This window comes from Beggiatoa alba B18LD (assembly GCF_000245015.1).
Classification (GTDB): domain Bacteria; phylum Pseudomonadota; class Gammaproteobacteria; order Beggiatoales; family Beggiatoaceae; genus Beggiatoa; species Beggiatoa alba.
Genome location: NZ_JH600070.1, coordinates 3,540,637 through 3,567,504 on the forward strand (window position 1 = coordinate 3,540,637; position 26,868 = coordinate 3,567,504).

A 26,868-nucleotide genomic window follows, 5' to 3' on the forward strand; every position below is an offset into this window, starting at 1 on the left:
ATGCGGAGCAACTCACTATTTTTAATTCGTAGTGATAATATAAATTACTCGCAACTGAAGCGAGTGATATAACATGTAAGTTCATTTCATTTTTATTTGGTAATCCAAAGAAGGAGAGACATACAATGTTCTTATTCAAAAAACCTGTTGTTCTTGCGAGTTCTTTTTCTTTACTCATGCTATATGCCCTGTCTTCTAGCGCAGCAACAGGCAATATATTTGTCAGTGTGGAAAATGATAATGCTGTCGTCGTTTTGGATGGTAAAACCTATGAAAAACGCATGACGATTAAAACGAGTGAGCAACCCCGACATTTACAATTCAGTCCAAATCATGACTTGATTTATGTTGCTTGTGGCGACGGTAATCGAGTTGATGTGATTGATGTTAACAAACTGTCTGTTGTCAACAGTTTAGATGTTGGCGAAGAGCCAGAAATTTTTGATATTAGCCCTGATGGTAAATATCTTTATGTTTCTAATGAAGATGATGGTGAATTAAGTGTTTATGATTTAAACGCACACAAAATTGTTTCACAAGTTGAAGTTGGTGAAGAGCCTGAAGGGGTATTAGTCAGTCACGATGGCAATACTGTTTATGTGACATCTGAAGTCGCTAATATGGTTCACGTTGTCGATGTAACTGATAAAGCCTCTCCAAGTGTGAAGAAAAATATTGTTGTCAATACTCGCCCTCGCCGTTTCGCCCTCACCACTGATGGCAAAACGCTGTTTGTCTCCAATGAAATTGGGGGCAGTGTCAGCATGATTGATACAGCTGACAGCAAGGTCAGTGGAGAAATTAAGTTCACTCCAAAAGGCTTCCGTCCTGATGAAGTTACCCCTGTCGGTCTTGTCTTAAGCAAAGATAATAAAACGCTTTACGTTGCATTAGGACGTGCAAACCATGTTGCGGTTGTGGATACAGAGACAAAAACTGTTAAGGATTATGTCCTTGTTGGTAATCGTGCATGGGGAACTACATTGAATAAAGACAACAGCTTGCTTTTTGTCACCAATGGCATGAGCGACGACATGTCTATCATTAATACAGCAACCCTTAAAGTTGAAAAGTCTATTCCTATTGGACGTGTACCCCATAGCGTTTTAATTGATGAATAACCAAGTAGTTGAATAGTTTTCGATTTTTATACCACTTCGTTTTTTATTACTTAACCTGAGTTCAGCGAGTTTCTTTTAAAAAGACAACAGCTTGTCTGAATCAGGATTCTCAGGATTTTCAGGATTAGTAGGATTAAAAAGCGTGATTCACCTGACCTTTTGGTTTGAGGGTTTTAAATCCTGCTAATCCTGAAAATCCTGATTCAGACAATGTTTTAATCTTGTCTGGTGAATCCCGATGAAAAACAAGAGAATAATTTCTGCCAGTCCTTCAACCCTTTTCGCGTGTTCCGATAGACCTGCTAGGTTTTGAAAACCTAGCAGGTCTCTGTTTTATTTTATAAAATTTGCTTAACTCAGGTTACTAGGTTTTCAAAACCTAGTATAGTAACCGTACCATAAAGTGATTTAAATCTAGGACTGGCAGTCCTGTGAGGACTGCCAGTCCTTCATGTCGTTTTATAATATGTTTGCTATAGGTCTGTCGGTAACAGGATTTAAAACCCTTAAACCAAGAAATTAATGCGAATCACGCTTTTTAATTCTGCTAATTCTGAAAATTCTGTGAATTCTGATTCAGACAAATACTTGTTTTTTTAAAAATAAATCCATCGAACTCAGGCTATCTTATAACTGATTAAACTGTTATAAATTCAGAAAACACAGTATTATCTTTTTTGATAAAACAATAATCTGCTGTTTATTAATATTAATCATTACAACAATAAACAGACTCCATGCAACTCATAATGTTGCAATGCACAAATTTCACCTATATTTTTTGTTATAATTAAACTAACAAATAAGTAGGCATAAAAATGGACCATTACACCTATGAGCAAACACTACCTAAAAACCCTATTTTCCCCGACATCTATCGCCGTTTTTGGCGCGAATAATACAGAAGACTCTGTGGGACAAGTGGTTTTTAAAAACCTGCTTGAAGGGGGCTATAAAGGCAAGCTCTACCCAATTAATCCCCAATTTGACAAAGTTTTAGAACAACCCTGTTATAAAAATTTAAAAACCCTTGCACAACCTGTCGACCTTGCCATTATCACCACGCCTGCCAGTGCTGTTGCTTCCATTATTGAAGATTGCGGCGAACACGATGTTAAAATGGCGGTTATTATCTCCGCAGGCTTTAGCGAAACAGGGCTACAAGGGGCTAAATTAGAAAAGAAAGTTGTAGATTTAGCCAAAAAATACGGGATTCATTTTATTGGTCCTAACTGTCTTGGATTTATGCGGACAGAAATTAATCTCAATGCGACTTTTTTCAAAAGCAAAGCCAAATCAGGCAATCTTGCCCTTGTGTCACAATCAGGCGCGCTCTGTGCGGCAGTGCTTGACTGGGCAGTGCCTAACGACGTTGGATTCTCTACTGTTGTTTCCATGGGCACATCGGCCGATTTAGATTTTGGCGAAGTCCTAGACTTCCTCGTTTCAGACCCAAAAACGCAAGGTATCCTACTCTACGTAGAAGGGATTCATCACTCCCGCAGTTTTATGAGCTCCCTTCGTGCGGCTGCTCGGATTAAACCCGTATTAGTCATCAAAAGCGGGCGACACCAAGCCACAGCCCGTGCCGCAATGTCACACAGTGGCGCGTTAATCGGTGAAGATGAAGCCTTTGATGCAGCCCTGCAACGGGCTGGGGTCGTGCGTGTTAGCAACTTTGGGCAACTTTTCTCCGCAGCTAAAACCCTTGCCTCCCGCTACAAAGCTAAAGGCAACCGCCTTGCTATCGTTACCAACGGCGGGGGGCCCGGTGTGATGGCGACTGACCGTGCGGCTGATTTACGAGTGCCCCTTGCACAATTAAGCCAAAGCACATTGGATGAACTCAATAAAACCTTACCTGCAACATGGTCACATGCAAACCCTATTGATATCATCAGCGATGCAGGACAAGAGCGTTATCAACAAGCAGTCTCTATTTGCTTGAAAGACCCCAATGTCGACGCGGTGTTAGTCATCCTCACCCCGCAAGCCATGAGCCATCCCTTAGAAGCCGCACAAGCAATGGTACAAATTGCAGAACAGTCCAGTAAACCCATACTTGCTTGCTGGATGGGAGGCACACAAATTGCGGAATGTCGTCGCTTATTTGTACAATCACGTATCCCTGAATTTCGCACTCCTGAAGCCGCTGTCGAAGCCTTTTATTACCTATCTGCCTATCACAGCAATCAACAACTACTCCTACAAACGCCTGCCTCTATGGGCTATGTTGAAGCCCCAGACATTGAAGGCGCGCGGATGATTATTGAAAGCGTGTTAGCAGAACGGCGCAAAATTCTCACTGAAATGGAATCCAAAGCCCTGCTGGGCGCATTCCGTATTCCTATCGTCAACACTGCAACCGCTCACACTGTCAACGAAGCCATAGTATTAGCGGCTTCCATGGGCTTTCCTGTCGCCTTAAAAATTAACTCGCCCGATATTACCCATAAAAGCGATGTCGGCGGGGTTAAACTCAACTTACAAAACGCCTCCGAAGTCCGTGAAGCCTTCCGTGAAATTATGGAAAGCGTCAAAGAATCTGCGCCAGATGCCCGCGTTTACGGTGTCACCGTTGGCAAAATGAGCGACAAAGTACATGGGCGTGAATTATATGTCGGTGTCTTCCGCGACCCCGTTTTTGGTCCTGTCATCAGCTTAGGCATGGGCGGGACGATGGTCGAAGTCATCGCGGATAAAGCTGTCAGCCTACCGCCACTGAATCGCTATCTTGCTAAAAGCATGATTAGCAAAACCCGTGTTGCCAAACTGCTAGAACCTTTCCGCAAAATGCCTGCGGCAAATGTAGAAGCTGTGGAAGCTGTACTCTTGCACGTTTCTGAAATGGTTTGCGAACTGCCATGGTTACAAGAAATGGATATTAATCCCTTGATTGTCGACGAAAATGGCGCAGTTGCAGTTGATGCCCGTATTGTTGTCAACTATTACACCGCAGGCGCAGACCGCTACGCCCACATGGCAATTTATCCGTATCCCACGCATTTAGTAGAAAAATGGGAACTGCCCGACGGGACAGATGTCACCATCCGCCCGATTCGTCCTGAAGATGCAGACATGGAAAAAGATTTTGTGAAAAATTTATCGGAAGAATCCAAATACTTCCGCTTTATGCAAAATCTGCATGAACTCACGCCTATTATGGTCGTGCGTTTCACCCAAATTGACTATGACCGAGAATTAGCCCTGATTGCGGTGATTCAACGAGATGAGGGTGATTTACAAGTAGGGGTTGCGCGTTACTCTACCAATCCTGATGGTGAAACCTGCGAATTTGCCTTAGTCGTTTCTGACCAATGGCAAGGACACGGCTTTGCCCATAAATTAATGACATCCTTAATGAATGCCGCACGAATGAAAGGATTAAAAATCATTCAAGGGGAAGTCTTGAGTAATAATCACAATATGTTAAAACTCATGCATAAACTGGGTTTTGTTTGCATATTGGATGAAGAAGACCGCACTGTAACGTTAGTTAGCCGTAATTTGTAAAAAAAGCTGAGTTTTCATTAAGAAAAGACCTGCTAGGTTTTCAAAACCTAACAGGTCTTTTTTTGTCTGAATCAGAATTCACAGAATTTTCAGAATTAGCAGAATTAAAAAACGTGATTCGTATTAATTTCTTGGTTTAAGGGGTTTAAATTCTGTTAATTCTGAAAATCCTGATTCAGATAAACTATTGTCTTTTTAACAAAAACTCGCCGAACTCAAGTCAATCTCAATACACTAATTTCTGGACGACAGTTAAAACGTAATCCGTATAAATTTCCCACTCCTGTTGTCACATATAACTGTTTTTTACCAAGCAAATAAAGTCCTGCAACATAAGATTTATCTAACACAGGTGCAAAAGGGGCACGGTTTAAAAAGGGAATCACAAACTGTCCACCGTGTGTATGTCCACTTAACATTAAATCCCATGAATAATCCATTAAAAAATCTTTTGTATCAGGATTATGTGATAATAAAATCGTAGGGGCTGAAACAGTCGGCAACTGTGCAAAAGCTGTTTGTGGGTCAGCTTCTCCCGCCCAAACATCACCTAAACCGACTAATTTAAGCGGTTGTTGCGCCAGATTTAGCAGTGCATGTTGATTGTGTAAAAGTTGAATATTGGCGGATTGCAATAACTCACGGATAATACTTGTATTTGCATAGCCATGATGTTCAATTGCCCATTCTCCGCCGTCATGGTTTCCGAGACAGGCAAAGGTAGGCGCATGTGTACTAAGACGGTGCAAAATTTGTCGATACCGCTCAAGGGTCTGAGTTTCAAGGGTGCTGGATACGTAATCCCCTGTTAAACAAATACAATCTGCTTCAATCTGTGTTGCTAATTGGCAAGCTGTTTCAATAAAATCTAATGAAACAACTTGAGAGGCATGAAAGTCTGATAAGTGTAAGAGCGTAATCGGTTTTTTTAAGGGTATTTCTAACGGTATTAGTTGTTCAGTGATTTTTAACCACTGTGATTCAATAAAATAGCTGTAGCTGACACCGCCAACAAGCGTGCTATAAAATCCCATCCGCAAAAATTGACGGCGTGACAGCATGTTAAATACTCCCTAACGCAATAATTTTTCTAAAATACGTTCATAAATAGCCGATAATCGGTCTAATTCTGCAATACTGACACATTCATCAACTTTGTGAATTGTTTGATTAATAACACCAAGTTCAACAACTTGTGTTCCCATCGTAGCGATAAAACGCCCGTCTGATGTCCCGCCCGATGTTGATAATTCTGTCGGATAGCCACAGACTTCTTCTATCGCGCTTTGTGTCGCACTGACGAGTTCCGCAGGTTCGGTTAAAAACGGTAAGCCTGATAATCGCCATGTTATTTCGTAGTTTAAGCCATATTGATCGAGTACAGCTTGCACACGCGCTTTTAATATATCGGCGGTCACTTCTGTGCTATAACGAAAATTAAACATCACTTCTAATTCCGCAGGAATGACATTTTCTGCGCCTGTACCTGCATGAATATTGGAAATTTGAAAAGTGGTAGGTGGAAAAAAGGCGTTGCCATTGTCCCACTCTGTTGAGCAAAGTGTCTGCAAAGCCTGCGAAAAGTGATGAATAGGATTATTTGCCAAGTGTGGATAGGCGACATGCCCTTGTACCCCTTTCACAATTAACTTGCCATTGAGCGAGCCACGCCGACCATTTTTAACCATATCACCGACTTGTTTAATACTGGATGGTTCACCAATAATGCACCAATCTATCAACTCATCGCGTTGTTTCAGGTGTTCTACCACTTTCACTGTACCATCAACGGAAGGCCCTTCTTCGTCGCTGGTGATTAAAAAGCCAATAGAGCCTTTATGTTTTTGATTTTTTTGCACAAAGCGTTCACACGCGGTCAACATCGCGGCTAATCCGCCTTTCATGTCAGCAGCTCCCCGTCCGTATAACAATCCATTGTGTATGGTTGGAATAAAGGGCGGAAAACGCCACGCATTGAGCGAACCTGTAGGCACAACATCTGTGTGTCCTGCAAAAACTAGCAATGGTTGTGCTTTACCACGTCTTGCCCAAAAATTATCGACATCGCCAAAGCGTAAGGGTTCTATTGTAAAATCTAGGGCTTGTAATCTTGCTATCATCACATCTTGACATCCTGCATCGGTTGGTGTGACCGAGGGACGGCTGATTAAATTGATAGCAAGGTCTAACGTATCAGACATGGTTATTCCTTTTACAGTGCATTACTGAAAATATAATTCATTCAATATAAAGCGTAATTAAGCGATACTATGTATTTTGTCTTTATCGCTGACTGCTTCTTATTAATGTGCAACATTAGGGGGATATCCCCGTATCCATCATGAACTTTCTCGTTATAAAATTCCTACTGGTATTTTTCTTGCTAAGTGGAAAATGACGCGCATTAATTAAAAAACGGCATGTTACATTATAAACACGCTATGCTATGCACTCCTGCTTTTTAATTTTTCCTATTGAATAGACACGACCTTATTGTTATGACAGAACCTTATGCCCATTGTTTACGCCCTCAATTCACAGAACAATTACTCACAACGCTACACCGTAAAGGTAAAAATGGGCTTGCATTAAATTTAGTGGGTGAATCAGGGCTAGGAAAAGGGCGATTATTAGCGGATATCAAACGATGTCGCCTAGACAATACACAGGTTTTATTAGCCGATATGGCAGTGTATAAAGATAATTATGACCGACTGATTATGCATCTTTGGCAGCAAATTCAGCCCTGCTATAAGGGTGATAAACAAGTCGCTGTCGAATTATGGGATATTGTCCGTTTATTTGAAAAAACAGATAATTATCTTGTTATTTTATTAATGAATTTTGACCAGTTATTGAATAATCCAACGCTAGATAAAAAATATAAATTGAAGTTTTTTGATAATTTAAACACGTTACGCCAACACACCAATATGATGTTAATTTGTGTCACACATCGCCCGCATTATTTAAGCAATGTTTTTTTAGAAGGTGAGTTTTATCGACAATCTTGGCTAAATTTGCAAGAAATGACTTTGCCAGCCTTGACCCGTCAAGAAATTATTACCGAGTTAGTCAAACGCCAAAAATTGGTTTTAACTGTTCCTGAAACGATGGCGTTATTACAAGTGATTGAAAACCATTCTCAACCTTATGCTTTACTGGAATATATTGCCCGTAAATTATCTGTGCGTCAGGATAAACATTTAACCATTAACGAGCGAGTAAAAAAATGGGAATCGCAATTTAATGAATTAGCAGGGATTAGCTACTGGAAAAAATTTTATGATGGGATTCAATCGACTTTTTCGACAGTAAAAAGCTATTTTGTAAATCAATGGTTAAAACTAAAACAAAAACGTTGGCGACCTTCACCGATTATTGAAAGTCCTATTATTCCCTTTGTAAGCGCGAATGATGCGTTAAAACAACAGTTTGGGGATAAGATAGTTAAGTCTCCGACACAGGCGGAGAAGGTAGATACTGATTTACCCCCACCGTCGCTACCGTCGTCTTAGTGGCTAAAATTGCTTGTAACCGCGCAATATTGGCGGGTTCTTGGCTTCTATCTTGTTCTGGATGCCATAAATGCAACACAGGGACAGCAAACCGTCCATCTTTACGCTTTATACCAGCCCGAATTAAACGCACGACTAAATCCGCGTCTTCATGTCCCCAGCCCTGAAATTGTTCATCGAAGCCATTCACAGCTAAAAAATCTGTACGCCAGACTGCCAAATTACACGTTTTTGCCCCTTGCCAACGGTCAAGATATCTTTTACGCCAGTAGGTTGGCATCGGTAAGGGATATAAAGGCAGAAGTCGATTAATATCGCCTTGCCAGTAAGTCCGCCACCATGTCCAGAAATGCTGGGGAATTATCATTCTGTCTTGCAAAACTGCCTGTGTGAATCGTTCACTGAGCAAAACTCGATTACCTGCGACAAAATAACCTACTTCCGCCAATTTAATATGTTGCGCCACGAAATCAGGGCGGGGAATGCAATCCCCATCTAAAAAAATACAATAATTTCCCGTCGCTTTTGCAACGGCTCGATTGCGAGCCATCCCTGCACGAAAACCGTCATCTGTTTGCCAACTATGTACTAAGCGATAGGGTAAAGTCTTTTGTAATTGCTGAATTAAATAGGCAGTTTCTACCCGCGAGCCATCATCTGCAACAATGATTTCTAAGGTCTGTAAAGCGATTGCTTGCTGTTGTGCGAGGGCAAGTAAAACCCGTTTTAACGCATCAGGGCGGTTATAAGTCGTGACGATGAGGCTGGGCTGTATTGCTAGCATGATGTTGACAATAAAAAAGTTTTAAATAGCGGTAATAAGTCCCTTCCGCATTAGATACAGCGAGCATAAAGCCTTCCCGACCATCTAAAAATCCTAAACGGATGATATAAGTACGAATAAATGCCCATAAACCATGCAAAATGGCTTTGCTTAAACCGCCTTGTTTACCACGTGCAAATTGCATTTGTGCACTCGCGCTAGAATAAGCATTGACTTTTTGCAACACTTCTTCCAAGTTTTCAAAGGAATAATGCAATAACGGGGTTGTTAATTGACCGATATGCCCTTGTGTGACTAATAATTTTTCGTGGACTAAATCAGCGGAAAAATGTGCACTTCCACGCCGAAATAAACGGGTGACATAATCAGGATACCAGCCACCATGACGCATCCAACGCCCACAATAGCGCGATAAACGCGGAATTTGCCATGCTTCATATCTTGAATCTTGCATTACGGTTTTAATCGCCTTTTGTAAATCAGGCGTTACCACTTCATCCGCATCTAGCGATAAGACCCAATCACTTTGAGCATACTGCAATGCTCGATTTTTCTGCACACCAAAGCCTTGCCAATCGGTATGAATAAAAATTTTATCGGTATAACGTGCACAGCGTGTCAGCGTGTCATCCGTGCTTCCACTATCAACAATGATGATTTCATCCACCCAAGAAACAGAGGTTAAACACCTATCAATATGTAAGGCAGCATTTTTAGTAATTACAATGACCGATAACATATTACGGCGATGTCAAAGTGACAGGTTCGCAGGCTTGCGCACTGCATAATTGGCTTAAAACTGTAAATAGCTCTGTTGCCTGCTTGTCATCACTGACCCATTGACCCGCAACATAATTAAAGTGAAAACCACCTAATTTAGACGCAACCCACAATTGTTGAACAGGTGGCTGACGATTAATCACGATTTTAGACATATTGGCAAATGTCAAGGTTAAAATACCGCCATTATTTTCATAATCAATATCAACGCTACAGTTTTCAACCGCTTCCTCTATTGCAAACAAGGTATTATCCGCTAATTGCGCATATTCTGAGTCTGTCATTTGTGAACCCCTTGCAAAAGCCTATTTTTAGATAAATGAGTTATAAATCAAAATTTTTCTGAATGACTGGTATAAATATTGCTCACCCTTATTTTAACATTTTGCACGCTATTCCGATGAGGAAAATATTTATGTGGAAAACCCTATTTTCCTATATAACACTGCTGATTATGCTGATAGGTAATCAAATACTATTCGCGGCAGAAACAGGGTTGCAACATGGGTATGAATGCGCTCGCTGTGATTTGCAAGGAAAAGACTTTCAAAAGGTCAACTTAAGCCATGCGAATTTACAAGAAACCCTGTTAATGAGCAGTAACTTACATCAAGCAAATTTGAGCTATGCCAATTTGCAACGGGCAGACTTGCGGGGTGCAGATTTAAGCCTTGCAATCCTCCATTCAGCCAATTTACAAAAAGCGGATTTACGACGGGTTGAATTAAGTCAAGCTCAACTACAATCTGCACAATTAATGCAGGTCGATTTAAGCGATGCGGAATTAAGTACCGCTATTTTAACCAAAGCCAATTTACATCAAGCGGATTTAAAAAACGCTCAATTAGAAAGTGTTCAAGCGAAACAAGCCTTATTCACCGATGCAGATTTACGCAATGCCTTATTAACTAACGCAGATTTACGGGGCGCGAATTTTTCACGTGCGAAGATGAGCGAGGTTAATTTAGAAAATACCCAATTAAGTTGGGCAATTTTGCAACAAGCCGATTTACGGGGGGCATTTTTAACCGAAGCGGATTTAAGACGCGCCAATTTACGGGAGGCGGATTTGCAAGGCGCAGATTTACAAAAAGCCGATTTACGTGAGGCGGATTTAACCAATACCAACTTACGCAAAGCCAACTTACAAGGTGCGTTATTTAGCAGTGAAAGTGATTTACAAAAAGCCCGTTTACAAGGTGCAAACTTACAAGGCGCGTGTTTTGCGGTGACTGTCGCCGAAAATCCCCAATGGAGCTGTATCCGCTAACCAAACATTAACCCATACTAAAAAAAAACAATAAAAACAGAATAGGCGAATGCCATTTTAATCCTAATATAATAACCATTACTATCCAGACCACGCACGCAGGGGCTGAATCATGTTGTTTAATCCCACAGAACTTGTTATTGACGCTTTTGTTGAAAAACTAGAAGTTGCTTACCGCCGTAATTACGGCACGTTAGAATCAGGTAACGGTTCTATTATTGCGTGGGCAGGACGTATGGCACTGGAGCATTTTGCCAATAGTGACGCGCTTTACCATAATATGGAACACACTATTATGGTGACGCTAGTCGGGCAAGAAATTCTACGCGGTAAACATATTCGTGATGGTGGCGTATCGCATCGTGACTGGCTCAACTTCATTATTTCCTTGTTATGCCATGATATTGGACATATACGTGGTATTTGTCGAGATGATAAAGATGGTCATTACACAACAGGTATTCGCAGCGAAACGGTGCAATTACCTTTAGGCTCAACCGATGCCGCCATGTCTCCCTATCACGTTGACAGGGGTAAATTATTTATTCGTGAACGTTTTGGCGGAAATTCTGTGATAGATGCTGAAGTGATTGCCGCGAATATTGAATTAACGCGTTTCCCTGTCCCGAATGATTCTGACCATCAAAGTACCAGCTCTTACCCTGGATTAGTCCGTGCAGCGGATTTAATTGGGCAACTTGCTGACCCGAATTATTTACGTAAATTACCCGCGTTGTTTTACGAATTTCAAGAAACAGGCATTAATGAAAAATTAAACTACCATACACCCAATGATTTACGCGCAAACTATCCTGCATTTTATTGGAATATGGTCAGCCGTTATATTCATGATGGATTGTGTTATTTAAAAGTAACACAAGAAGGAAAACAATGGATTGCGAATTTATATTCGCATGTTTTCTCTTCAGAGCATGCGGAGTTTGATGTGCGTTAATTCAACGTTTGGGATGATTTTGAATATTCTGATTCAGACAAAAAGACCTGCTAGGTTTTAAAAACCTAGCAGGTCTCGATTTTTTTAGTCTCAGCAAATTCAGGTTATTTTGATTTTTCTAAACATTATAGTAACCGTACTATAAAACGACACGAAGGACTGGCAGTCCTTTGAGGACTGCCAGTCCTAAATTTGAATCACTTTATGGTACGTTTACTATATCTTAGGTTGAAACAGACAGTGCAGGATTCAACACGCGCCCCATTAATAGAATTGAGCCTGAGAAATTCTCGACAATGACAAATATAAAAGGATGGTCTGCACGAAATACTTCATTTTCTTGTACATCTATTTGTATGGGGGCAGTGCTCACGGCGGTCGCAACACTGGCATCCATTCCCATTTCATTTACCGCAGTAAATGTTTTGTGTAAAAAAGTTTGAATCACTAAATCTTGTGTGCCATCAATGCCTGAAAAATCCGCAATATCTTGTTGAAAAGCGTCTTTAATCCCTAAGGTTGTTAATGCCTCAAATAAATTGAATTCTGCATTTAAAGCAAAACTCGGCAAATAAATATCCATGACTTTTGCCTGACTTTCGTTCAATAATCCTAACCATTGTTGTAATAACTCAGGCGTTAATTTCTCTTCTAATTCAATAATCCCATCGACTTGATTAGGTAATAACACCATCATAGACATGGGTGGTACATCATGTTTTTTAGGAAAGCGATAATCTAAACAAAGAATTTGTAAGCCATTTCTAACTAAATGAAATACCCGCGTTCCCAATTTTTCCATCATTAAGACTTCAACTTCTTCATGTTCTGAGACATAAAACGTTGCAGGTCTTGTATTTTCAAAATAGCTATACCAATCAGCTTTAAAATAAATTGCGTTTGTAATAATCAGACGTGTTTGTTCTGTTAATAAATCAGGGGTTACAATTTGCGGGATTTTTCCCTGTGTTTTTTCTGAACACCATGCATTAATGACATAAGCAATTTTTTCATCGCTCATATCAATAAACTCAATGACTGCATCATATTGATTAGTCACTGCTTCAAATTGTGCCAGTAATAATGAAGCCTTGACCCATAATGCATTAGCTGTTTGAATCTTAATAAATTTATTATGATTTAACCGTTCTAATGCTTCCATCACTTGCAACATTTCGTTTGTAATTTCATCCACCGTCTCTGCTTGCAATGCCTGAATCAATTGCATTTGCGTTGTCCCACGTGCGCCAAGGGCAAGCACGGTTAACATCGTTGCAATACTGAATGGCGAAAATAGTAAATTATTCTCTGTATGCAAGGCTTTATATAAGTTGACGGCAAAACGATTAACTTTAAGGCAGGGAGGTTGCGGGGGAGTATTAACAGTTGTTTCAGGGAGCGTGTTGAGAATGTCTGTCGGTTCTTCACCGTTGACAGGTTCGTCTTCGGTCTCACTTTTGATGCTTATCTGGTCTAAAACAATGGCATTGCCATATGAGGGAGGGATTGGTTTATTCTGCTGTTGAAAGGCAAGGATATTGTCATACAACATCTGACTTAATTGATTACGACAATCATCTAAATTCTCTGATTGTACAATAATCTCCTGCCATTCAAGGATTTTACCGATAAACCCTGTCTCCGTTTTGATATAAAGCGCGTTATAACTTGTTAGTTTCATGTCGTTCATGGTCGTTATCTAGTCAGTACTGCTTACACAAAACGTGATTGCTGAAAGTCAGCATGAAATATAATGAAAATCAACGCACAAAATACTACTAAACAGAAAGATAGCCAATAGGAAACTGACATCTACGCAGAAAATCTATTTTACTTTTACAGGGTTAATTGCGTTAAAACCTGCTGTTTTAATAATAAATATATACTATAGCGTACACCAAACCCTGTTATTGCCGTTGGAATATGGGCTAATCCGTTTTCATGGTATTGACTGGCTAAATCAATATGTACCCACGCAATCTCAGGATTAACAAAACGGCTTAAAAAACGAGTCGCATAAATATGGTCTGCCTCATTATCCTCATTATTTTCAGGGCACTGCTTGATATCTGCAATATCACTATGTAATCGTTCATCATAATCCTCATCCCACGGGAACGCACACATCCGCTCACCTGATATCTGTCCCGCTGCGATTAAGCTAGGTAGTAAATGTGCACGATTACAAAATAAACCACTATAACGAGTCCCTAACGCAAGCAGGCAACCATAAGTTAATGTCGCATAATCAATAATTAAATCAGGTTTTTCCTCACAAGCAAGGACTAAAGTATCCGCTAAGAGCAAACGCCCTTCTGCATCGGTATCCGTGATTTCAATTGTCACCCCATTACTTGCTTGAATCACATCATTGGATTTATACGCAAACGCACTAATATGGTTTTCTGCCAATGCAAGCCAGCAATCAACAGCAAAATCAACTTTTAATTGGCTCAACGCTAACAATGTACCTAACGCAACTGCACTGCCTTGCATGTCTAAATGCATATTTGCCATGGCAGGACGTGTTTTTAAATGCAAGCCACCTGTATCAAAGCAAATGCCTTTCCCCACTAACGCCACTTTCTGACGATAAGTAGCAGGACGATAACGCAGGCATAAAATACCCGCATCATTTGCCTCGCTTGCTTGCGTCACGGCGAGAAACGCGCCCGCATGTTTAACCCGTAGCGCGTTTAAATCGTAAAATTTCACATCCCATTGATGCTCTTCTGCAAGTCGCTCCACCCGTTGCCGATACAATAAAGGTGTGAGCTTATTCGCAGGTAAAGCCGATAAATAACGTGCTAACTGATTACCCCGTGCCTCTGCATAGGTTTGTGCAAATTGGTCATCCACCGCAACGCCATAGACTTCAATTTGCAAAAAAGTCTGCCCATTGCTTTTCGACTGACTTTTAAAACAAGGCATTTCTGCCGCTGCTGCCAATAACGCAGCAACAATATTTTCTGCTAACTGCGCCGCAAATACGTCTGTAAAGCCTGCAATGCAAACCCCAATGACTTGCGGATGATAAATAACATGAGGCTTAACTAATTGGCGTGCGAGGGTTAAATTTTGAAAACTGCTATTTTTTTCCTGCGAAAATCCCAATGTGACCAAACTCGCGCTTAAATTCGGTAATTCAATCGTTAAAGGACTTTCCTGCTGTTGATGACGACGCAAATATCGCTGTTTAAATACGTCCGTATAAGGAAAAACAGGCCATGCTGTCTGCAACACATGTGCGGGTAAAACCATGACCCAATGGCTTAATGAATCGATATCTGATTGTGTTGGCAGACGCGCATAACTATTAATCTTCATGATTTATCCTGTAAACGCCAGATTTTACGCTGTAACTCAAAGGTATCTGAAGTTACATAGTTCTCTACTTTTCGCATTCGTTGTTCAATATCTGTGAATTTAATGTCTAATTCTGTGAGTAAAATGGGTAATTGGGTGACAAATTGCTGTTGTTCCTCATTTATTACCGTGACGGGTTTAACAGGTAAAAATATCCCCAATAGGAGATAACCGAAAAAAATAACGGGAAAAAAGAAAAAGAGCGTAAAGAAAACCGTAAGACGGATAAAAACAACATCAATATCCCAATAATCCGCGATACCCGCACAAACGCCTAAAAGCCACTTATTTTCCTTATTTTTATAAAGTCTTTTGTAGCTCATTTTTGTTTCCGCCATTCAGGAAGGGCATTATCTAAAATAGATTCTAAAACCAAAATGCGATTTTCTAAAACCTCTGCTTTTTTTTGCAAGGCTAAAACCCGTTGCTGGTCTTCTTCGGACAATGTCCCTTTTTGTTTACTTTTCCAACGATAATGCAAAATCAACCATAACGGTAAAATAAAAACAATCAACACAGCTAATAAATCTGAGAATTCTTTCATGTTATCTCTCTACGTGGTAACAAAAACGAAGTTCTATTATTTTGCAATGAAACTGTCTTTCTTTATAGTCTTGAATCCTATTTTTACTATAAACAGACACCACTTTTTTTTATAAAAAAACCAAAGGAAAATGATGGAAACGCCCGCTTTACACGCCAAAAAAATCTTGTTTTACACCTTATTAGCCCTATTCGCTTTTGCAGCTAACTCTCTTTTTTGTCGAATGGCGTTAGGGAAAGCGTTAATTGATGGCACTAGTTTTACCCTGATTCGCCTACTATCTGGCTCAATAACCCTCGTTGTTATCACCCTGCTGTTTAAAAAATCCACGTGGCAATCCGTGCCGATGGATTATCGTGCGGCTGGATTCTTATTTCTATACGCAATAACATTTTCATTTGCTTATGGTTATTTAAGTACAGGTACAGGGGCATTAATCTTATTTGGTTCAGTACAAGCAACCATGATAGGTGTGGCATTATGGCGAGGAGAAAGACCACACCCGATTGAGTGGGTAGGATTAATTTTAGCCTTAACAGGCTTAGTGTATTTAGTTTTTCCATCACTCAACGCGCCACCGCTGACAGGTTCATTACTCATGGCAGTGGCAGGAATTGCATGGGGGGGCTATTCCTTACGCGGGCGTGGGGTACATCATCCAATTACCGCAACAACTAAAAACTTTATTGGTACATTACCGCTTGCTTTACTCATTAGCCTATTGATGTGGCAAAGTGCGCATTATTCACTACAAGGCATCATCCTTGCGATTTTATCGGGAGCTTTAGCGTCTGGTGTTGGTTACGCCATTTGGTACACCGCGTTAACGGGATTAACTGCCACCCGTGCAGCGACGGTGCAATTGTCTGTCCCGATTATTGCCGCTTTAGCGGGCGTTATTTTCTTAGGGGAAATCTTAAGTTTACACTTGATTATTGCGAGTTTTTTAATTCTGGGCGGGATTGGTTTAGCGGTGTTTGCACGGAAGTTATAAAAGTTTAAAGGACTGGCAGTTCTTGAAAGACTGCCAGTCCTCAATCGCTGGTATTCGCTGTTTAAAAATTATTTATCTGAATTTAAACATAATTCTAAAGCCGTTTCCCATGCAGGCAAACGAATGCCAAACGTTTCCGCCAGTTTAGAATTGCATAAAGATGAATAAGCAGGGCGTTTTGCAGGGGTTGGATATTCGCTGGTGCTAATGGGTTCTATGATTGGTTGTTTTTCAGCGTGGGCTAAAATTGCTTGAGCGAATCGATACCACGTTGTTTGTCCGTTACACGTCATATGATAAATGCCCGCTAACTCGGCAACATTTAGTTGTAAACGCGGGGAAATTAATTGAGCCAGTACTTGCGTAGTTGCTTCTGCAATAGAACGACTCCAAGTCGGTGCGCCCCGTTGGTCATCCACAACCCGCAATAAATCCCGTTCCCGTGCAAGGCGTTGCATGGTTAATAAAAAGTTTTTGCCCCGCATTCCATAAACCCATGCTGTACGGAAAATAAAATATTGTCCACCAATGGCTTTAATTGCCTCTTCCCCTTGCAACTTGGTTTTACCATAAATGCTCACGGGGTTAACGCTATCTTTTTCTCGATAAGGGTATTGACTACTGCCATCAAATACATAATCGGTAGAATAATGAATTAAAACAGAATTTAATTTTTTCGCCTGCTCGGCAAGAATTGCAGGTGCAAGATGATTCACTTTATTCGCTAATTCAGGTTCTGATTCTGCTTTATCGACGGCAGTATAAGCGGCTGCATTTAAAATAATATGCGGTTTTACCGACGCAACAACCCGACAAATTGAATCGGGGTCAGCTAAATCACTACGCAATAACGCATTATCATGCGTGCGTTTTGTCGTCGTTATTGCGCCTAACGATTGCGCACAACGCAATAATTCCCAACCCACTTGCCCATCAGGAGCAAATAATAAAATGCGACGGTCTGACATCAAGAACCTCAAAGCGAAAGGATAAATAATCTATGCATTGTAAAGTGTATTTACTTTAAGAAACATGAGAAGCGATTATTTATTAAACTCATGTAAACGCACAGGGACACGCTTTGCACCCCATTTACCCATTTTATCCAAAAATACCCCCGCGCAAGGCGTGCCACAAGCGGCACAACGCCCATCGGCATTTAAACCCCACGAACTCAATACAAACCAATCTCGCCCAATTAATTCCGCGCCACATTGATGACAGTAAGTACTCCCGCCAATATGGTCATGTACATTACCTGTATAAACATAACGAATGCCCGCCGCTTTTGCGATGTCACGCGCCATATTTAACGTACTACTGGGCGTATGAGGTTTATTCAACATCTTCCAACTAGGGTGAAACGCCGTAAAGTGTAAAGGCACATCTACGCCCAAATTATCCACAATCCATCGACTCATTGCCTCGATTTCCTGTGGTGAATCATTTTCATCAGGAATTAATAAATTGGTCATTTCAAACCAAACTTTAGTTTCATGTTTCAAATAACAAAGCGTATCAAGCACAGGTTGCAAATGTCCGCCTGCAATTTTGTAATAAAAACTTTCAGTAAAGGCTTTTAAATCCACATTAGCCGCATCGATATATTGATAAAACTCACGGCGTGGCGCGTCATTCATATAACCTGCTGTGACTGCAACTGTTTTTAAGCCTTCTACATGACAAGCTTGTGCAACATCTATCGCATATTCCATAAAAATCACAGGGTCATTGTACGTAAACGCGACACTGCTACACCCTAATTGTTTAGCGACTTGAGCAATAGTGATAGGAGAAGCATAATCAGCAAGAATATCAACCTCTTTAGATTTACTAATATCCCAATTTTGACAGAATTTACAAGCTAAATTACAGCCAGCCGTTCCAAACGATAAAATGGCTGTACCTGGTAAAAAATGATTGAGCGGTTTTTTTTCTATTGGGTCTATACAATAGCCACTAGAACGCCCATAAGTTGTTAATACAATTTGATTATCTTGATTCGCACGGACAAAACATAAACCTTGTTGCTCTGCCTTCAACTTACAAGCCCGTGGGCAAACATCACACTGTACACGCCCATCCGCTAACAACTGCCAGTATTTTGTTGGGACAACGCTAGAAATATTGGTTGTATTCATAAAAACACTCCTCACAATCAATTCTTATATTTATTAATACGACATATTCAGAATGTTAGCGTTAAAAATGTGGTGAAAATTTATTAAATGACGATAACACCTCTAAACATTCCGATATGTGTATAGTAACGGTATATATTAAAACCGTTTTAAAACATCGCGTAATAACTGACACAATTGGTCAATTTGTGTTTTCTCAATAATTAAGGCAGGGGAAATAATGCCCGCATCGCCTGTCGTTTTTAAGTGCATACCTGACCAGAATAATTCTTTTTGTAACATTGCCCCGCGCATTCCTGCCTGTGCTGTTGGTGCAAGGTCAAACCCCGCTAAAAGACCATAACCGCGAATGTCCGTAATAATGGGTAAATCGTGCAGACTGTTAAAAACAGTTTCTAAAAAATAAGCAGATAACTCGCTCGCCCGTTCAAATAACTTTTCTTGTTGATAAATATCTAACGTGGCATGAGCTGCAGCACACGCTAAAGGATGTCCCGAATAGGTATAACCATGAAAAAATTCTGTTACGCCTTCAGGGGCATGATTAACAATTGTATCGTAAATATCCCGTTTAACTGCGACCGCTCCCATCGGTACTGCCCCATTGGTTAAGGCTTTCGCCATTGTGATAATATCAGGTGTTACGCCAAAACTATCCGCAGCAAAGGCTTTACCAGTCCGTCCAAAGCCTGTAATCACTTCGTCAAAAATCAAGAGAATACCGTATTGCGTGCAAATTTCGCGCAAGCGTTCTAAGTAACCTTTCGGCGGGACTAAGACCCCTGTAGAGCCTGCAATCGGTTCGACAAAACAAGCGGCGATATTTTCCGCACCGTATAACGTGATAAAACGTTGTAAATCTTCGGCTAACTCTTTGCCCTGCTCAGGTTGTCCGAGGGTAAATTTATTTTCTGCCAGCCATGTATGACGTAAATGGGCGACTTGTGGTAAACCCACCCCCCCAAAAATCCGACGATTATTCGTCATCCCCCCTAAAGCCGTTCCGCCAATATTCACCCCATGATATGCCCGCTCACGACTGATAAAACGCTGACGTGCGCCTTGTCCTTTGGCTTGAAAATAAGCAATCGCTATTTTGATGGCTGTATCGATAGATTCCGACCCTGAGTTAGTAAAGAAAATTCTATCTAAGCCTGTGGGTAACAGTTTTGCTAATTTTTCCGCAAGGGTAAAAGATAGAGGATGAGCGGATTGAAAATGTGGAACATAATCTAAGGTTTGTGCCTGTTGTTGAATGGCGGCAGTAATTTCGGGGCGACAATGTCCTGCGGCACAGCAAAATAAACCTGCTGAGGCATCCAATAGTTGTGTGCCTGCTTCACTCCAGTAATACATTCCAGCGGCTTTCACGGTTAAACGCGGACGCGCTTTAAAATCCCGATTGGGTGTAAAGGGCATCCAATGATTTTCTAAGGGAGTTGTTTGAGACATGGTTTTATTCCTTGTGAATGAGCTTATTTAACCCTAACTATAAATATCTGCTTACAAGACAGTGTAGCGGGTGTTTGTGAGAACACCGATAACACACGACAAATCTTTAGAAATTTAACCTATTTTCAGGTTTACTGAACAGGAAATTACACCATGTCCGCATTCAATTTGGGTATTGTCATGGACCCGATTAACAGTATTAAAACTTATAAAGACAGCAGTTTTGCCATGTTACTGGCTGCACAACGGCGCGGTTGGACATTGTGGTATATGGAAATGCCCGATTTGTGGTTGCGTGATGGCGTGGCTTATGCGCGAATGCGTCCTATACAGGTTACTGATAACAAAACGGATTGGTTTACCTTAGGCGATGCAGAAATCAAACCGTTACACAGCTTACCCGTTGTTTTAATGCGTAAAGACCCGCCATTTGATTTGGAATATATTGTGGCAACTTACATTTTAGAACAGGCAGAACAGCGGGGAACGTTAATTGTCAATCGACCGCAAGGTTTGCGCGATGCCAACGAGAAAGCCTATACCGCATGGTTTCCGCACTGTTGCCCACCTACTTTAATGACACGCAGTGGCGCGAAAATCCGCGAGTTTTTAGCCGAACATGGCGAAATTATTTTAAAACCCTTGGATGGCATGGGCGGCATGTCGATTTTTCGCGTTGCTCAAGGTGATATGAATTTATCCGTCATTATTGAAACCCTGACCGCTCGTGAAACCCGCTATTGTATGGCGCAACGATTTATCCCTGAGATTAAACAGGGAGATAAGCGTATTTTATTAATTAATGGTGAACCTGTTCCTTATGCGCTAGCCCGTATTCCTGCCGAAGGTGAAAGCCGTGGTAATCTCGCTGCGGGGGCGACAGGCGTTGCGCAACCTTTAACGGCACGTGACCGTTGGATTTGTGAACAAGTTGGCGCGAAATTACGGGAAAAAGGCTTTTTATTTGTTGGCTTAGATGTCATTGGTGATTATTTAACTGAAATTAACGTAACCAGTCCAACAGGCATTCGAGAACTCGATAAGGCGTATCATTTAGACATTGCAGGGCAATTAATGGATGTTATTGCCAATCATTGCCATTAAATTCTCTAATAGAACAACTTGCTAGGCTTTAAAATCCTAGCAGGTCTTTTTTGTCTTTTTATAAAAAAGAAATTGATGACTTTTATTCAGCATACAGATGAACAATGTCATCGTTAAGCGTGGTATAGGCTAAAATAAACCCTTTATCGATGAATCATTGAGTTTTTGAGGTTGGGATAATGGCTGATTTAAACGCGCAACAGCGGGAAGCAATTCGTTATATAGACAGTCCGTTGCTGGTTTTAGCGGGAGCAGGTAGCGGTAAAACCCGCGTGATTACCCATAAAATTGCCTATTTAATTCAAGAAACGGGCATGAGTCCCAAAAATATCGCGGCGGTCACGTTTACCAATAAAGCCGCACGGGAAATGAAAGAGCGCGTCAGTCAATTATTGAATAATAAAGAAGCCCGTGGCTTAACCGTTTCCACCTTTCACACCTTAGGTCTAAACATCGTCCGTAAATCGCATAAAGCACTGGGCTATAAAGCGAATATGAGCATTATGGATGCACAAGACAGCGTCGGCATTTTGCGGGATTTATTCGGCGCAGACAGCAAACCTGATAAAGATTTCATCGAAAATGCACAACACACTATCAGCCGTTGGAAAAATGCCTTAATCCTGCCTGAAGAAGCCCTTGCCCAAGCCAGCAACGACATTCATTTACAAATCGCACAACTTTATGCGCAATATCAAAAACAACTGAAAGCCTATAACGCCGTTGATTTTGATGACTTAATTACTTTGCCTGTTTTACTCTTTACCCAACATGCCGATATCCGCGAACAATGGCAAAACCAACTCCGCTATTTACTCGTTGACGAATATCAAGACACAAATACAAGTCAATATCAACTGGTTAGACTGCTAACAGGCGCACGCGCTGCATTAACCGTCGTCGGTGATGACGACCAATCCATTTACGCATGGCGAGGTGCGCAACCTGAAAATTTACAACTACTCGCTAAAGATTATCCCCGTTTAAAAGTCATTAAATTAGAACAAAATTATCGCTCTAGTAATCGAATTTTACGCGCAGCTAATCAATTAATTGCCAATAATCCACACACGATAACCAAACAACTGTGGAGCGATAAAGGGCTAGGCGATGCGATTCGCGTTGTTTGCGCCCGCGATGAAACCGACGAAGCGGAAAGAGTTGTGAGCGAACTGATTCGCCACAAATTTCAACAACACACTGAATTTAAAGACTATGCTATTTTATATCGTGGCAATCACCAATCACGCTTATTTGAAGAAGTCCTGCGTTCACACCGTATTCCCTACTTCTTGAGCGGTGGCACGTCCTTTTTTGCCCGCACAGAAATTAAAGACATCATGGCGTACTTACGCCTACTCGTGAATCACGACGACGATGCTGCTTTTGTCCGCATTGCCAACACGCCCCGCCGTGAAATTGGCACAGCAACCTTAGAAAAGCTAGGCACTTATGCCAATCATCGCCACATCAGCTTGATGAAAGCCAGCGTTGAATTAGGCTTAGACAGCCAATTAAACTCCCGTGCTTTATTTCATTTACGCCATTTTACCCAATGGGTTATTGATATTGGCAAACGCGCCCAACACGAAGCCCCCGCTGACATCGCCCGTGAACTGGTGAAACTCATTGGTTATAAAGAATGGTTACGCCACAATTGCAGTGATGCGAAAACCGCTGATAGTCGGATGGAAAACGTCGAGGAATTATTAAACTGGTTAGCGAAATTAGGCGAACAAGACAAGAAATTGCCTGAAATCGTCGCACAAATCACGTTGATGGATATGTTAGAGCGTCAAAATGAGGAAAATACGCTTGATGCAGTGGCGTTAATGACCTTACACGCTGCGAAAGGCTTAGAGTTTCCCCATGTTTTCATGGTGGGTATGGAAGAAAATTTATTACCCCATCAAAACAGCCAAGATACAGCAGGTATTTTAGAAGAACGGCGTTTAGCCTACGTTGGCATTACCCGCGCTCAAAAAAGTTTAGTCTTAACCCTGACTCAAAAGCGTCGCCGCCACGGTGGCATAATAGATACCGAACCCAGTCGTTTTTTACGTGAATTGCCTGCTGAAGATATGGTTTGGGAAGGAATGCCAATTTTAAGTAAACATCCTCACGCACAACGCCAAGCAACTCCAAAAACAGAAGCGGAAAAAAAAGCCGTTGGTACAGCACATTTGGCGCATATGCGGGCGATGTTGGGGAAGAAGTGAAATAAAGAATGTTTTAATTCTTTTTAACATCAAATAACAGATATAATTGAATAAGTTCTTGTTTTTGTAAAAATACAAACTTTTCTCGCTGATAGATATTAACCAATGCGGGAATATCTTCACATTCTAGCAAGATAACCCGTCCGCCTATTAACGTTTGAGCTTGTTCAAAAATAGGAAAAATACATTCTAATATTCTTGTTAAGTTGAGGGGATTATCTTGAATATTAAAGTTTTTACCTAATTGTCCAATCAAATAAGTTTTTATTCTTTCTGCTTTTTTAGAAAATCCATCTAATGATTTTACTTTTGTCTTTGAAACGTCTGGGGTTATGATAATTTCTTTGAAGGAAAGAGAAAAATAACCATAAATACCTGTTGACATATTTTCTTCATTAAAAATGAGATATGTCTTAGCATTATGAGTCCTTTCAAACTGAGTGGCTTTTTTATGCAGAAAGCTTTCAACGTCTTTATTTTTCGGACATGCAAACTTTTCTAATAATTGAATAAGTTCTTGCTCAGAAAGTATGTCTATTAAATCAGCTAAATGGATAATGATTTCTTTAATAGTATAGCTCCTCGTTTACTTTCATTGTTTATATCAATTTTTTTGACAAGAATTTCATTTTTTTGTTTTAGTTTTGCTTTAAATCGCCGAATGGTCTTTTTCTTAGTCACTAAGAAAGTTTTATCAAAAGATTGTGTTGCCATAAAAAACACCTTTTAAGAAAGATTCCCATATGTTAGTTAAAGTTTAGTTGAAAAACAAAAGATAATAAAACAATTATTTTATTCTTTTTGCCCTCCCGCCATTTCCTGCAACTCCGCCCAAATAATCTCTTGTTGCTCAGGTGTCATCGACTCATATAGACACATAAAAACGGCGGTTTGTGTTGACTTATCTAAACGACGGCGGAAGGCATTAAGGGCAAGTTCGCCATCACGGCAAAAAATCTCGTTCATTTGTTCAACAAGATTTTGAATTTCAATGCTATATTTCATAATTGGATTAACCATCGTGGTTGTTTTATCAAGTAATAGCGATTCTTTTTAACGCCTTGATCACAGTTTCACTATAATGTGCATAAACTAGCGCGAAAATGAATACATGAAGTAGCTATTTTAGTAAGATTCCACTCCTTTTTAAAAAACTGAACATAATTTTAACGATGCAAACAACTCAACTATATGTCATTCGACATGGCGAAACGTTTTGGAATATCGCGGGCAGAATTCAGGGAACGTTAGAAAGCGGACTCACGGATATTGGTATCGCTCAAGCTAATGCGTTATCCGCTAATTTGTTAAAACTGCCTTTTCAAACAATTTACAGTAGTGATTTAAGTCGTGCTTATCAAACCGCCAAATATATTGCTGACCCCAAAGGCTTAGAAGTCGTTATCGATAGCGGGTTGCAAGAGCGTAATTTCGGAATTTTTCAAGGCTTAACTTGGCGGGAATTAGAGGTAAAATATCCTGAAGAGTTACAGCAATATCGGACTAATCCTGAGTTTATTGTGCCTAATGGAGAAAGTACGCATCAGTTTTATGACCGTTGTGCTGCTATTTTTAACGAGTTGGCAGTGCGTCATTTAGGGCAACGGATTTTAATCGTAACACATGGTGGAGTGGTGAGTAATTTATTGCGTTATGCGTTAGGAATTCCATTTGGTGCGCCACGTCGCTTTGAGGTAGTTAATACCAGCGTGAACATTTTCATGTATAAAGAGAATCATTGGATGTTAGAGCGTTGGGGGGATGTCCATCATCTGCAACATTTGCAGTCTTTAGACGATAATATTTAAGCAATGACGAATCGCTATATTCATATTCATTTATCAACGCAATCATTGCGCTATGTGACAGAAACGGGAGATTGTTGTTTTTCTACCTTGATTTCTAGCGCACGTAATGGCGCGGGCGAGGTTCGCAATAGTGGCTGTACGCCTCGCGGTTGGTTAGTGATTAAGGCTAAAGTGGGGGCGGGTTGTCCTGTTAATAGTGTTTTTGTCGGGCGACGTTTTACAGGGGAAATTTATAGCCCCGAACTTGTCACGCAGTATCCACAACGAGATTGGATTTTAAGCCGTATCCTTTGGCTGGGTGGTTTAGAACCGTATAAAAATCGTTATGGTCAGGTGGATACCTTAAGACGTTTTATTTATTTACATGGCACGCCAGACGATAAACCGATGGGTATAGCAGATTCTTGTGGTTGTATTCGTATGCGTAATGACGACATTATGCAATTATTTGAGCAAGTTGATGTGGGTACGCGGGTTTTTGTGGAGGCTTAAATAATGGATGATAAAGCGATTACAGGCTTAGAGACATTGCTTGCTAAAGGGCAGGATAATGCTTTATTACGGCTGAGTTTAGGAAATGCTTATCTACAAAAACAGCAAGTAGAAATCGCGCTACAACATTATGCGCAAGCCGTTAAACTAGACCCTCATTATTCTGCTGCTTGGAAAAGTTATGGAAAAGCCTTAGCAGAGAATCAGCAAATTACAGAGGCTATTCAAGCTTATACGACAGGTATTAATATTGCGGAGCAAAAAGGGGATCGGCAAGCCATGAAAGAAATGCAAGTGTTTTTAAAACGCTTACAAAAACTATAAACTTTTCCTAACAACTCACTTTATCTTCTAACAACACTAAAATTTTTTAAGGTAGCCATATGACATTTAAATTTATGAGTGAAGTTTTCTATTTTCACTTTAACGTACATGGACAACGCTTTGAAGTACAAATGGAACGGGAAAGTTTATTAGAAAATTGGTTTTTAACTGTGAAAAACACGGATAGCAAAGAAACACTTGCAAGCTTTATGGGGCAAAAAACCTTAGTCCCTGATAGGCAAACCGCAGAAACTATCTTGCGGCAATATGTGAAAGAGTGATTTGTGAAATTACAAAAAATGGATTGATTTAGAGAAAGAAACAAGCAATTCCCATCCATAATGGGTGGGAATGCTGTTTAAAGTGTTATAGTTACCCTGAATTGAACCTTATTGTTATATAGTTTTAATTATTGAAGTATGTTCTCAATGATTATTATTGGCTGAGAACAGAAGGTTTCCCGTTACCCTAAATTGAACCTTC

Annotated in this window: 27 protein-coding genes; 12 read left to right on the forward strand and 15 right to left on the reverse strand. The window is 40.6% G+C overall.

Going from position 1 to position 26,868, the window contains the following annotated elements; translation table 11 throughout:
- The first annotated feature begins 125 nt into the window (after nucleotides 1-125).
- Together BEGALDRAFT_RS14500 and BEGALDRAFT_RS14505 are read left to right on the forward strand one after the other, a co-directional pair.
- Nucleotides 126-1,121, forward strand: a complete 996-nt coding sequence (locus BEGALDRAFT_RS14500) for a PQQ-dependent catabolism-associated beta-propeller protein (protein WP_002691228.1) — start codon at nucleotides 126-128, stop codon at nucleotides 1,119-1,121.
- Between the two features lie 834 nt (nucleotides 1,122-1,955).
- Nucleotides 1,956-4,634 (forward strand): bifunctional acetate--CoA ligase family protein/GNAT family N-acetyltransferase, encoded by a 2,679-nt coding sequence (locus BEGALDRAFT_RS14505; protein WP_002691229.1) that lies wholly within the window; start codon nucleotides 1,956-1,958, stop codon nucleotides 4,632-4,634.
- A gap of 215 nt (nucleotides 4,635-4,849) precedes the next feature.
- Here BEGALDRAFT_RS14505 and yaeI read toward each other — a convergent pair whose 3' ends face one another.
- Nucleotides 4,850-5,695: a phosphodiesterase YaeI gene (gene yaeI, locus BEGALDRAFT_RS14510; protein WP_002691232.1), complete on the reverse strand. Its 846-nt coding sequence runs from the start codon at nucleotides 5,693-5,695 to the stop codon at nucleotides 4,850-4,852.
- Nucleotides 5,696-5,707: 12 nt separating this feature from the next.
- Nucleotides 5,708-6,835 (reverse strand): succinyl-diaminopimelate desuccinylase, encoded by a 1,128-nt coding sequence (gene dapE / locus BEGALDRAFT_RS14515; protein WP_002691233.1) that lies wholly within the window; start codon nucleotides 6,833-6,835, stop codon nucleotides 5,708-5,710.
- A 297-nt stretch (nucleotides 6,836-7,132) separates the two neighbouring features.
- Here dapE and BEGALDRAFT_RS14520 point away from each other — a divergent pair, with 297 nt between their 5' ends.
- Nucleotides 7,133-8,152, forward strand: a complete 1,020-nt coding sequence (locus BEGALDRAFT_RS14520; RefSeq protein WP_002691234.1) for a hypothetical protein — start codon at nucleotides 7,133-7,135, stop codon at nucleotides 8,150-8,152.
- Here BEGALDRAFT_RS14520 and BEGALDRAFT_RS14525 read toward each other — a convergent pair.
- The 3 genes from BEGALDRAFT_RS14525 to cyaY are packed head-to-tail and all read right to left on the reverse strand — an operon-like array spanning nucleotide 8,085 to nucleotide 10,000.
- Entirely contained in the window at nucleotides 8,085-8,936 is an 852-nt protein-coding gene (locus BEGALDRAFT_RS14525) for a glycosyltransferase family 2 protein (protein ID WP_002691235.1), read from the reverse strand. The two genes, BEGALDRAFT_RS14520 and BEGALDRAFT_RS14525, sit on opposite strands and share 68 nt — an antisense overlap.
- Complete coding sequence (locus BEGALDRAFT_RS14530) at nucleotides 8,896-9,675, reverse strand: glycosyltransferase family 2 protein (protein WP_002691236.1); 780 nt, start codon at nucleotides 9,673-9,675, stop codon at nucleotides 8,896-8,898. Before BEGALDRAFT_RS14530 ends, BEGALDRAFT_RS14525 begins: the two co-directional genes overlap by 41 nt.
- Nucleotide 9,676: 1 nt before the next feature.
- Nucleotides 9,677-10,000 carry an iron donor protein CyaY gene (cyaY, locus tag BEGALDRAFT_RS14535; RefSeq protein WP_002691237.1) on the reverse strand — a complete coding sequence of 108 codons (324 nt, stop codon included), beginning with the start codon at nucleotides 9,998-10,000 and terminating at the stop codon, nucleotides 9,677-9,679.
- A gap of 131 nt (nucleotides 10,001-10,131) precedes the next feature.
- Between cyaY and BEGALDRAFT_RS14540 the strand changes: the two genes are divergently transcribed.
- Together BEGALDRAFT_RS14540 and BEGALDRAFT_RS14545 are read left to right on the forward strand one after the other, a co-directional pair.
- Nucleotides 10,132-10,986 (forward strand): pentapeptide repeat-containing protein, encoded by an 855-nt coding sequence (locus BEGALDRAFT_RS14540; RefSeq protein WP_002691238.1) that lies wholly within the window; start codon nucleotides 10,132-10,134, stop codon nucleotides 10,984-10,986.
- A 112-nt stretch (nucleotides 10,987-11,098) separates the two neighbouring features.
- Nucleotides 11,099-11,941, forward strand: coding sequence for an Npun_R2479 family HD domain-containing metalloprotein (locus BEGALDRAFT_RS14545; RefSeq protein WP_002691240.1), 843 nt, complete (start codon nucleotides 11,099-11,101; stop codon nucleotides 11,939-11,941).
- A 223-nt stretch (nucleotides 11,942-12,164) separates the two neighbouring features.
- Here the strand turns inward: BEGALDRAFT_RS14545 and BEGALDRAFT_RS14550 are convergent, their stop codons facing one another.
- From BEGALDRAFT_RS14550 to pspB, 4 genes are all read right to left on the reverse strand, one after another.
- Entirely contained in the window at nucleotides 12,165-13,622 is a 1,458-nt protein-coding gene (locus tag BEGALDRAFT_RS14550; RefSeq protein ID WP_040294987.1) for a serpin family protein, read from the reverse strand.
- 155 nt (nucleotides 13,623-13,777) lie between these two features.
- Nucleotides 13,778-15,268: a M17 family metallopeptidase gene (locus BEGALDRAFT_RS14555; protein ID WP_002691244.1), complete on the reverse strand. Its 1,491-nt coding sequence runs from the start codon at nucleotides 15,266-15,268 to the stop codon at nucleotides 13,778-13,780.
- Nucleotides 15,265-15,630, reverse strand: coding sequence for a PspC domain-containing protein (locus tag BEGALDRAFT_RS14560; protein ID WP_002691246.1), 366 nt, complete (start codon nucleotides 15,628-15,630; stop codon nucleotides 15,265-15,267). Before BEGALDRAFT_RS14560 ends, BEGALDRAFT_RS14555 begins: the two co-directional genes overlap by 4 nt.
- Nucleotides 15,627-15,851 (reverse strand): envelope stress response membrane protein PspB, encoded by a 225-nt coding sequence (gene pspB / locus BEGALDRAFT_RS14565; RefSeq protein WP_002691248.1) that lies wholly within the window; start codon nucleotides 15,849-15,851, stop codon nucleotides 15,627-15,629. The genes BEGALDRAFT_RS14560 and pspB overlap by 4 nt, the downstream gene beginning before the upstream one ends.
- Before the next feature lie 130 nt (nucleotides 15,852-15,981).
- Between pspB and BEGALDRAFT_RS14570 the strand changes: the two genes are divergently transcribed.
- Nucleotides 15,982-16,845, forward strand: coding sequence for a DMT family transporter (locus BEGALDRAFT_RS14570; protein ID WP_198284647.1), 864 nt, complete (start codon nucleotides 15,982-15,984; stop codon nucleotides 16,843-16,845).
- A 68-nt stretch (nucleotides 16,846-16,913) separates the two neighbouring features.
- On the opposite strand, the gene rfbD is transcribed toward BEGALDRAFT_RS14570, so the two are convergent.
- The 3 genes from rfbD to BEGALDRAFT_RS14585 form a co-directional block, all read right to left on the reverse strand.
- Nucleotides 16,914-17,813, reverse strand: coding sequence for a dTDP-4-dehydrorhamnose reductase (gene rfbD / locus BEGALDRAFT_RS14575; RefSeq protein ID WP_002691252.1), 900 nt, complete (start codon nucleotides 17,811-17,813; stop codon nucleotides 16,914-16,916).
- A 75-nt stretch (nucleotides 17,814-17,888) separates the two neighbouring features.
- Entirely contained in the window at nucleotides 17,889-18,986 is a 1,098-nt protein-coding gene (gene amrS, locus BEGALDRAFT_RS14580; RefSeq protein ID WP_002691254.1) for an AmmeMemoRadiSam system radical SAM enzyme, read from the reverse strand.
- A gap of 138 nt (nucleotides 18,987-19,124) precedes the next feature.
- Complete coding sequence (locus BEGALDRAFT_RS14585; RefSeq protein ID WP_002691256.1) at nucleotides 19,125-20,438, reverse strand: aspartate aminotransferase family protein; 1,314 nt, start codon at nucleotides 20,436-20,438, stop codon at nucleotides 19,125-19,127.
- A 153-nt stretch (nucleotides 20,439-20,591) separates the two neighbouring features.
- Here BEGALDRAFT_RS14585 and gshB point away from each other — a divergent pair, with 153 nt between their 5' ends.
- Together gshB and rep are read left to right on the forward strand one after the other, a co-directional pair.
- Nucleotides 20,592-21,542, forward strand: a complete 951-nt coding sequence (gene gshB, locus BEGALDRAFT_RS14590; protein ID WP_002691258.1) for a glutathione synthase — start codon at nucleotides 20,592-20,594, stop codon at nucleotides 21,540-21,542.
- A 179-nt stretch (nucleotides 21,543-21,721) separates the two neighbouring features.
- Complete coding sequence (gene rep, locus BEGALDRAFT_RS14595) at nucleotides 21,722-23,761, forward strand: DNA helicase Rep (RefSeq protein ID WP_002691260.1); 2,040 nt, start codon at nucleotides 21,722-21,724, stop codon at nucleotides 23,759-23,761.
- Between the two features lie 13 nt (nucleotides 23,762-23,774).
- Here the strand turns inward: rep and BEGALDRAFT_RS18450 are convergent, their stop codons facing one another.
- The 3 genes from BEGALDRAFT_RS18450 to BEGALDRAFT_RS14605 form a co-directional block, all read right to left on the reverse strand.
- Nucleotides 23,775-24,146, reverse strand: coding sequence for a hypothetical protein (locus BEGALDRAFT_RS18450; protein WP_050978450.1), 372 nt, complete (start codon nucleotides 24,144-24,146; stop codon nucleotides 23,775-23,777).
- 161 nt (nucleotides 24,147-24,307) lie between these two features.
- Nucleotides 24,308-24,475: a hypothetical protein gene (locus BEGALDRAFT_RS19245; protein WP_002691265.1), complete on the reverse strand. Its 168-nt coding sequence runs from the start codon at nucleotides 24,473-24,475 to the stop codon at nucleotides 24,308-24,310.
- Between the two features lie 78 nt (nucleotides 24,476-24,553).
- A complete protein-coding gene (locus tag BEGALDRAFT_RS14605; RefSeq protein WP_040294988.1) occupies nucleotides 24,554-24,766 on the reverse strand; it encodes a hypothetical protein in 213 nt (70 codons plus the stop codon).
- Nucleotides 24,767-24,933: 167 nt separating this feature from the next.
- On the opposite strand from BEGALDRAFT_RS14605, the gene BEGALDRAFT_RS14610 reads away from it, so the two are divergent.
- From BEGALDRAFT_RS14610 to BEGALDRAFT_RS14625, 4 genes are read left to right on the forward strand one after another with little or no spacing between them, the layout of a single operon-like run.
- The gene (locus BEGALDRAFT_RS14610) at nucleotides 24,934-25,569 is read left to right on the forward strand and encodes a histidine phosphatase family protein (protein WP_002691267.1); all 636 of its coding nucleotides are present in this window, start codon (nucleotides 24,934-24,936) and stop codon (nucleotides 25,567-25,569) included.
- Nucleotides 25,570-25,572: 3 nt separating this feature from the next.
- Nucleotides 25,573-26,061, forward strand: coding sequence for a L,D-transpeptidase (locus tag BEGALDRAFT_RS14615; RefSeq protein WP_002691269.1), 489 nt, complete (start codon nucleotides 25,573-25,575; stop codon nucleotides 26,059-26,061).
- A gap of 3 nt (nucleotides 26,062-26,064) precedes the next feature.
- Nucleotides 26,065-26,385: a tetratricopeptide repeat protein gene (locus tag BEGALDRAFT_RS14620; protein ID WP_002691271.1), complete on the forward strand. Its 321-nt coding sequence runs from the start codon at nucleotides 26,065-26,067 to the stop codon at nucleotides 26,383-26,385.
- A gap of 59 nt (nucleotides 26,386-26,444) precedes the next feature.
- Nucleotides 26,445-26,666 carry a hypothetical protein gene (locus BEGALDRAFT_RS14625; RefSeq protein WP_002691273.1) on the forward strand — a complete coding sequence of 74 codons (222 nt, stop codon included), beginning with the start codon at nucleotides 26,445-26,447 and terminating at the stop codon, nucleotides 26,664-26,666.
- Nucleotides 26,667-26,868 lie beyond the last annotated feature (202 nt).

What these genes read in the sequence shown, in the direction of transcription:
- BEGALDRAFT_RS14500 (WP_002691228.1), top strand. Translation starts at nt 126, where the DNA reads ATGTTCTTATTCAAAAAACCTGTTGTTCTTGCGAGTTCTTTTTCTTTA.
- BEGALDRAFT_RS14505 (WP_002691229.1), top strand. Translation starts at nt 1,956, where the DNA reads ATGAGCAAACACTACCTAAAAACCCTATTTTCCCCGACATCTATCGCC.
- yaeI (WP_002691232.1), bottom strand. Translation starts at nt 5,695, where the DNA reads ATGCTGTCACGCCGTCAATTTTTGCGGATGGGATTTTATAGCACGCTT.
- dapE (WP_002691233.1), bottom strand. Translation starts at nt 6,835, where the DNA reads ATGTCTGATACGTTAGACCTTGCTATCAATTTAATCAGCCGTCCCTCG.
- BEGALDRAFT_RS14520 (WP_002691234.1), top strand. Translation starts at nt 7,133, where the DNA reads ATGACAGAACCTTATGCCCATTGTTTACGCCCTCAATTCACAGAACAA.
- BEGALDRAFT_RS14525 (WP_002691235.1), bottom strand. Translation starts at nt 8,936, where the DNA reads ATGCTAGCAATACAGCCCAGCCTCATCGTCACGACTTATAACCGCCCT.
- BEGALDRAFT_RS14530 (WP_002691236.1), bottom strand. Translation starts at nt 9,675, where the DNA reads ATGTTATCGGTCATTGTAATTACTAAAAATGCTGCCTTACATATTGAT.
- cyaY (WP_002691237.1), bottom strand. Translation starts at nt 10,000, where the DNA reads ATGACAGACTCAGAATATGCGCAATTAGCGGATAATACCTTGTTTGCA.
- BEGALDRAFT_RS14540 (WP_002691238.1), top strand. Translation starts at nt 10,132, where the DNA reads ATGTGGAAAACCCTATTTTCCTATATAACACTGCTGATTATGCTGATA.
- BEGALDRAFT_RS14545 (WP_002691240.1), top strand. Translation starts at nt 11,099, where the DNA reads ATGTTGTTTAATCCCACAGAACTTGTTATTGACGCTTTTGTTGAAAAA.
- BEGALDRAFT_RS14550 (WP_040294987.1), bottom strand. Translation starts at nt 13,622, where the DNA reads ATGAAACTAACAAGTTATAACGCGCTTTATATCAAAACGGAGACAGGG.
- BEGALDRAFT_RS14555 (WP_002691244.1), bottom strand. Translation starts at nt 15,268, where the DNA reads ATGAAGATTAATAGTTATGCGCGTCTGCCAACACAATCAGATATCGAT.
- BEGALDRAFT_RS14560 (WP_002691246.1), bottom strand. Translation starts at nt 15,630, where the DNA reads ATGAGCTACAAAAGACTTTATAAAAATAAGGAAAATAAGTGGCTTTTA.
- pspB (WP_002691248.1), bottom strand. Translation starts at nt 15,851, where the DNA reads ATGAAAGAATTCTCAGATTTATTAGCTGTGTTGATTGTTTTTATTTTA.
- BEGALDRAFT_RS14570 (WP_198284647.1), top strand. Translation starts at nt 15,982, where the DNA reads ATGATGGAAACGCCCGCTTTACACGCCAAAAAAATCTTGTTTTACACC.
- rfbD (WP_002691252.1), bottom strand. Translation starts at nt 17,813, where the DNA reads ATGTCAGACCGTCGCATTTTATTATTTGCTCCTGATGGGCAAGTGGGT.
- amrS (WP_002691254.1), bottom strand. Translation starts at nt 18,986, where the DNA reads ATGAATACAACCAATATTTCTAGCGTTGTCCCAACAAAATACTGGCAG.
- BEGALDRAFT_RS14585 (WP_002691256.1), bottom strand. Translation starts at nt 20,438, where the DNA reads ATGTCTCAAACAACTCCCTTAGAAAATCATTGGATGCCCTTTACACCC.
- gshB (WP_002691258.1), top strand. Translation starts at nt 20,592, where the DNA reads ATGTCCGCATTCAATTTGGGTATTGTCATGGACCCGATTAACAGTATT.
- rep (WP_002691260.1), top strand. Translation starts at nt 21,722, where the DNA reads ATGGCTGATTTAAACGCGCAACAGCGGGAAGCAATTCGTTATATAGAC.
- BEGALDRAFT_RS18450 (WP_050978450.1), bottom strand. Translation starts at nt 24,146, where the DNA reads ATGTCAACAGGTATTTATGGTTATTTTTCTCTTTCCTTCAAAGAAATT.
- BEGALDRAFT_RS19245 (WP_002691265.1), bottom strand. Translation starts at nt 24,475, where the DNA reads ATGGCAACACAATCTTTTGATAAAACTTTCTTAGTGACTAAGAAAAAG.
- BEGALDRAFT_RS14605 (WP_040294988.1), bottom strand. Translation starts at nt 24,766, where the DNA reads ATGAAATATAGCATTGAAATTCAAAATCTTGTTGAACAAATGAACGAG.
- BEGALDRAFT_RS14610 (WP_002691267.1), top strand. Translation starts at nt 24,934, where the DNA reads ATGCAAACAACTCAACTATATGTCATTCGACATGGCGAAACGTTTTGG.
- BEGALDRAFT_RS14615 (WP_002691269.1), top strand. Translation starts at nt 25,573, where the DNA reads ATGACGAATCGCTATATTCATATTCATTTATCAACGCAATCATTGCGC.
- BEGALDRAFT_RS14620 (WP_002691271.1), top strand. Translation starts at nt 26,065, where the DNA reads ATGGATGATAAAGCGATTACAGGCTTAGAGACATTGCTTGCTAAAGGG.
- BEGALDRAFT_RS14625 (WP_002691273.1), top strand. Translation starts at nt 26,445, where the DNA reads ATGACATTTAAATTTATGAGTGAAGTTTTCTATTTTCACTTTAACGTA.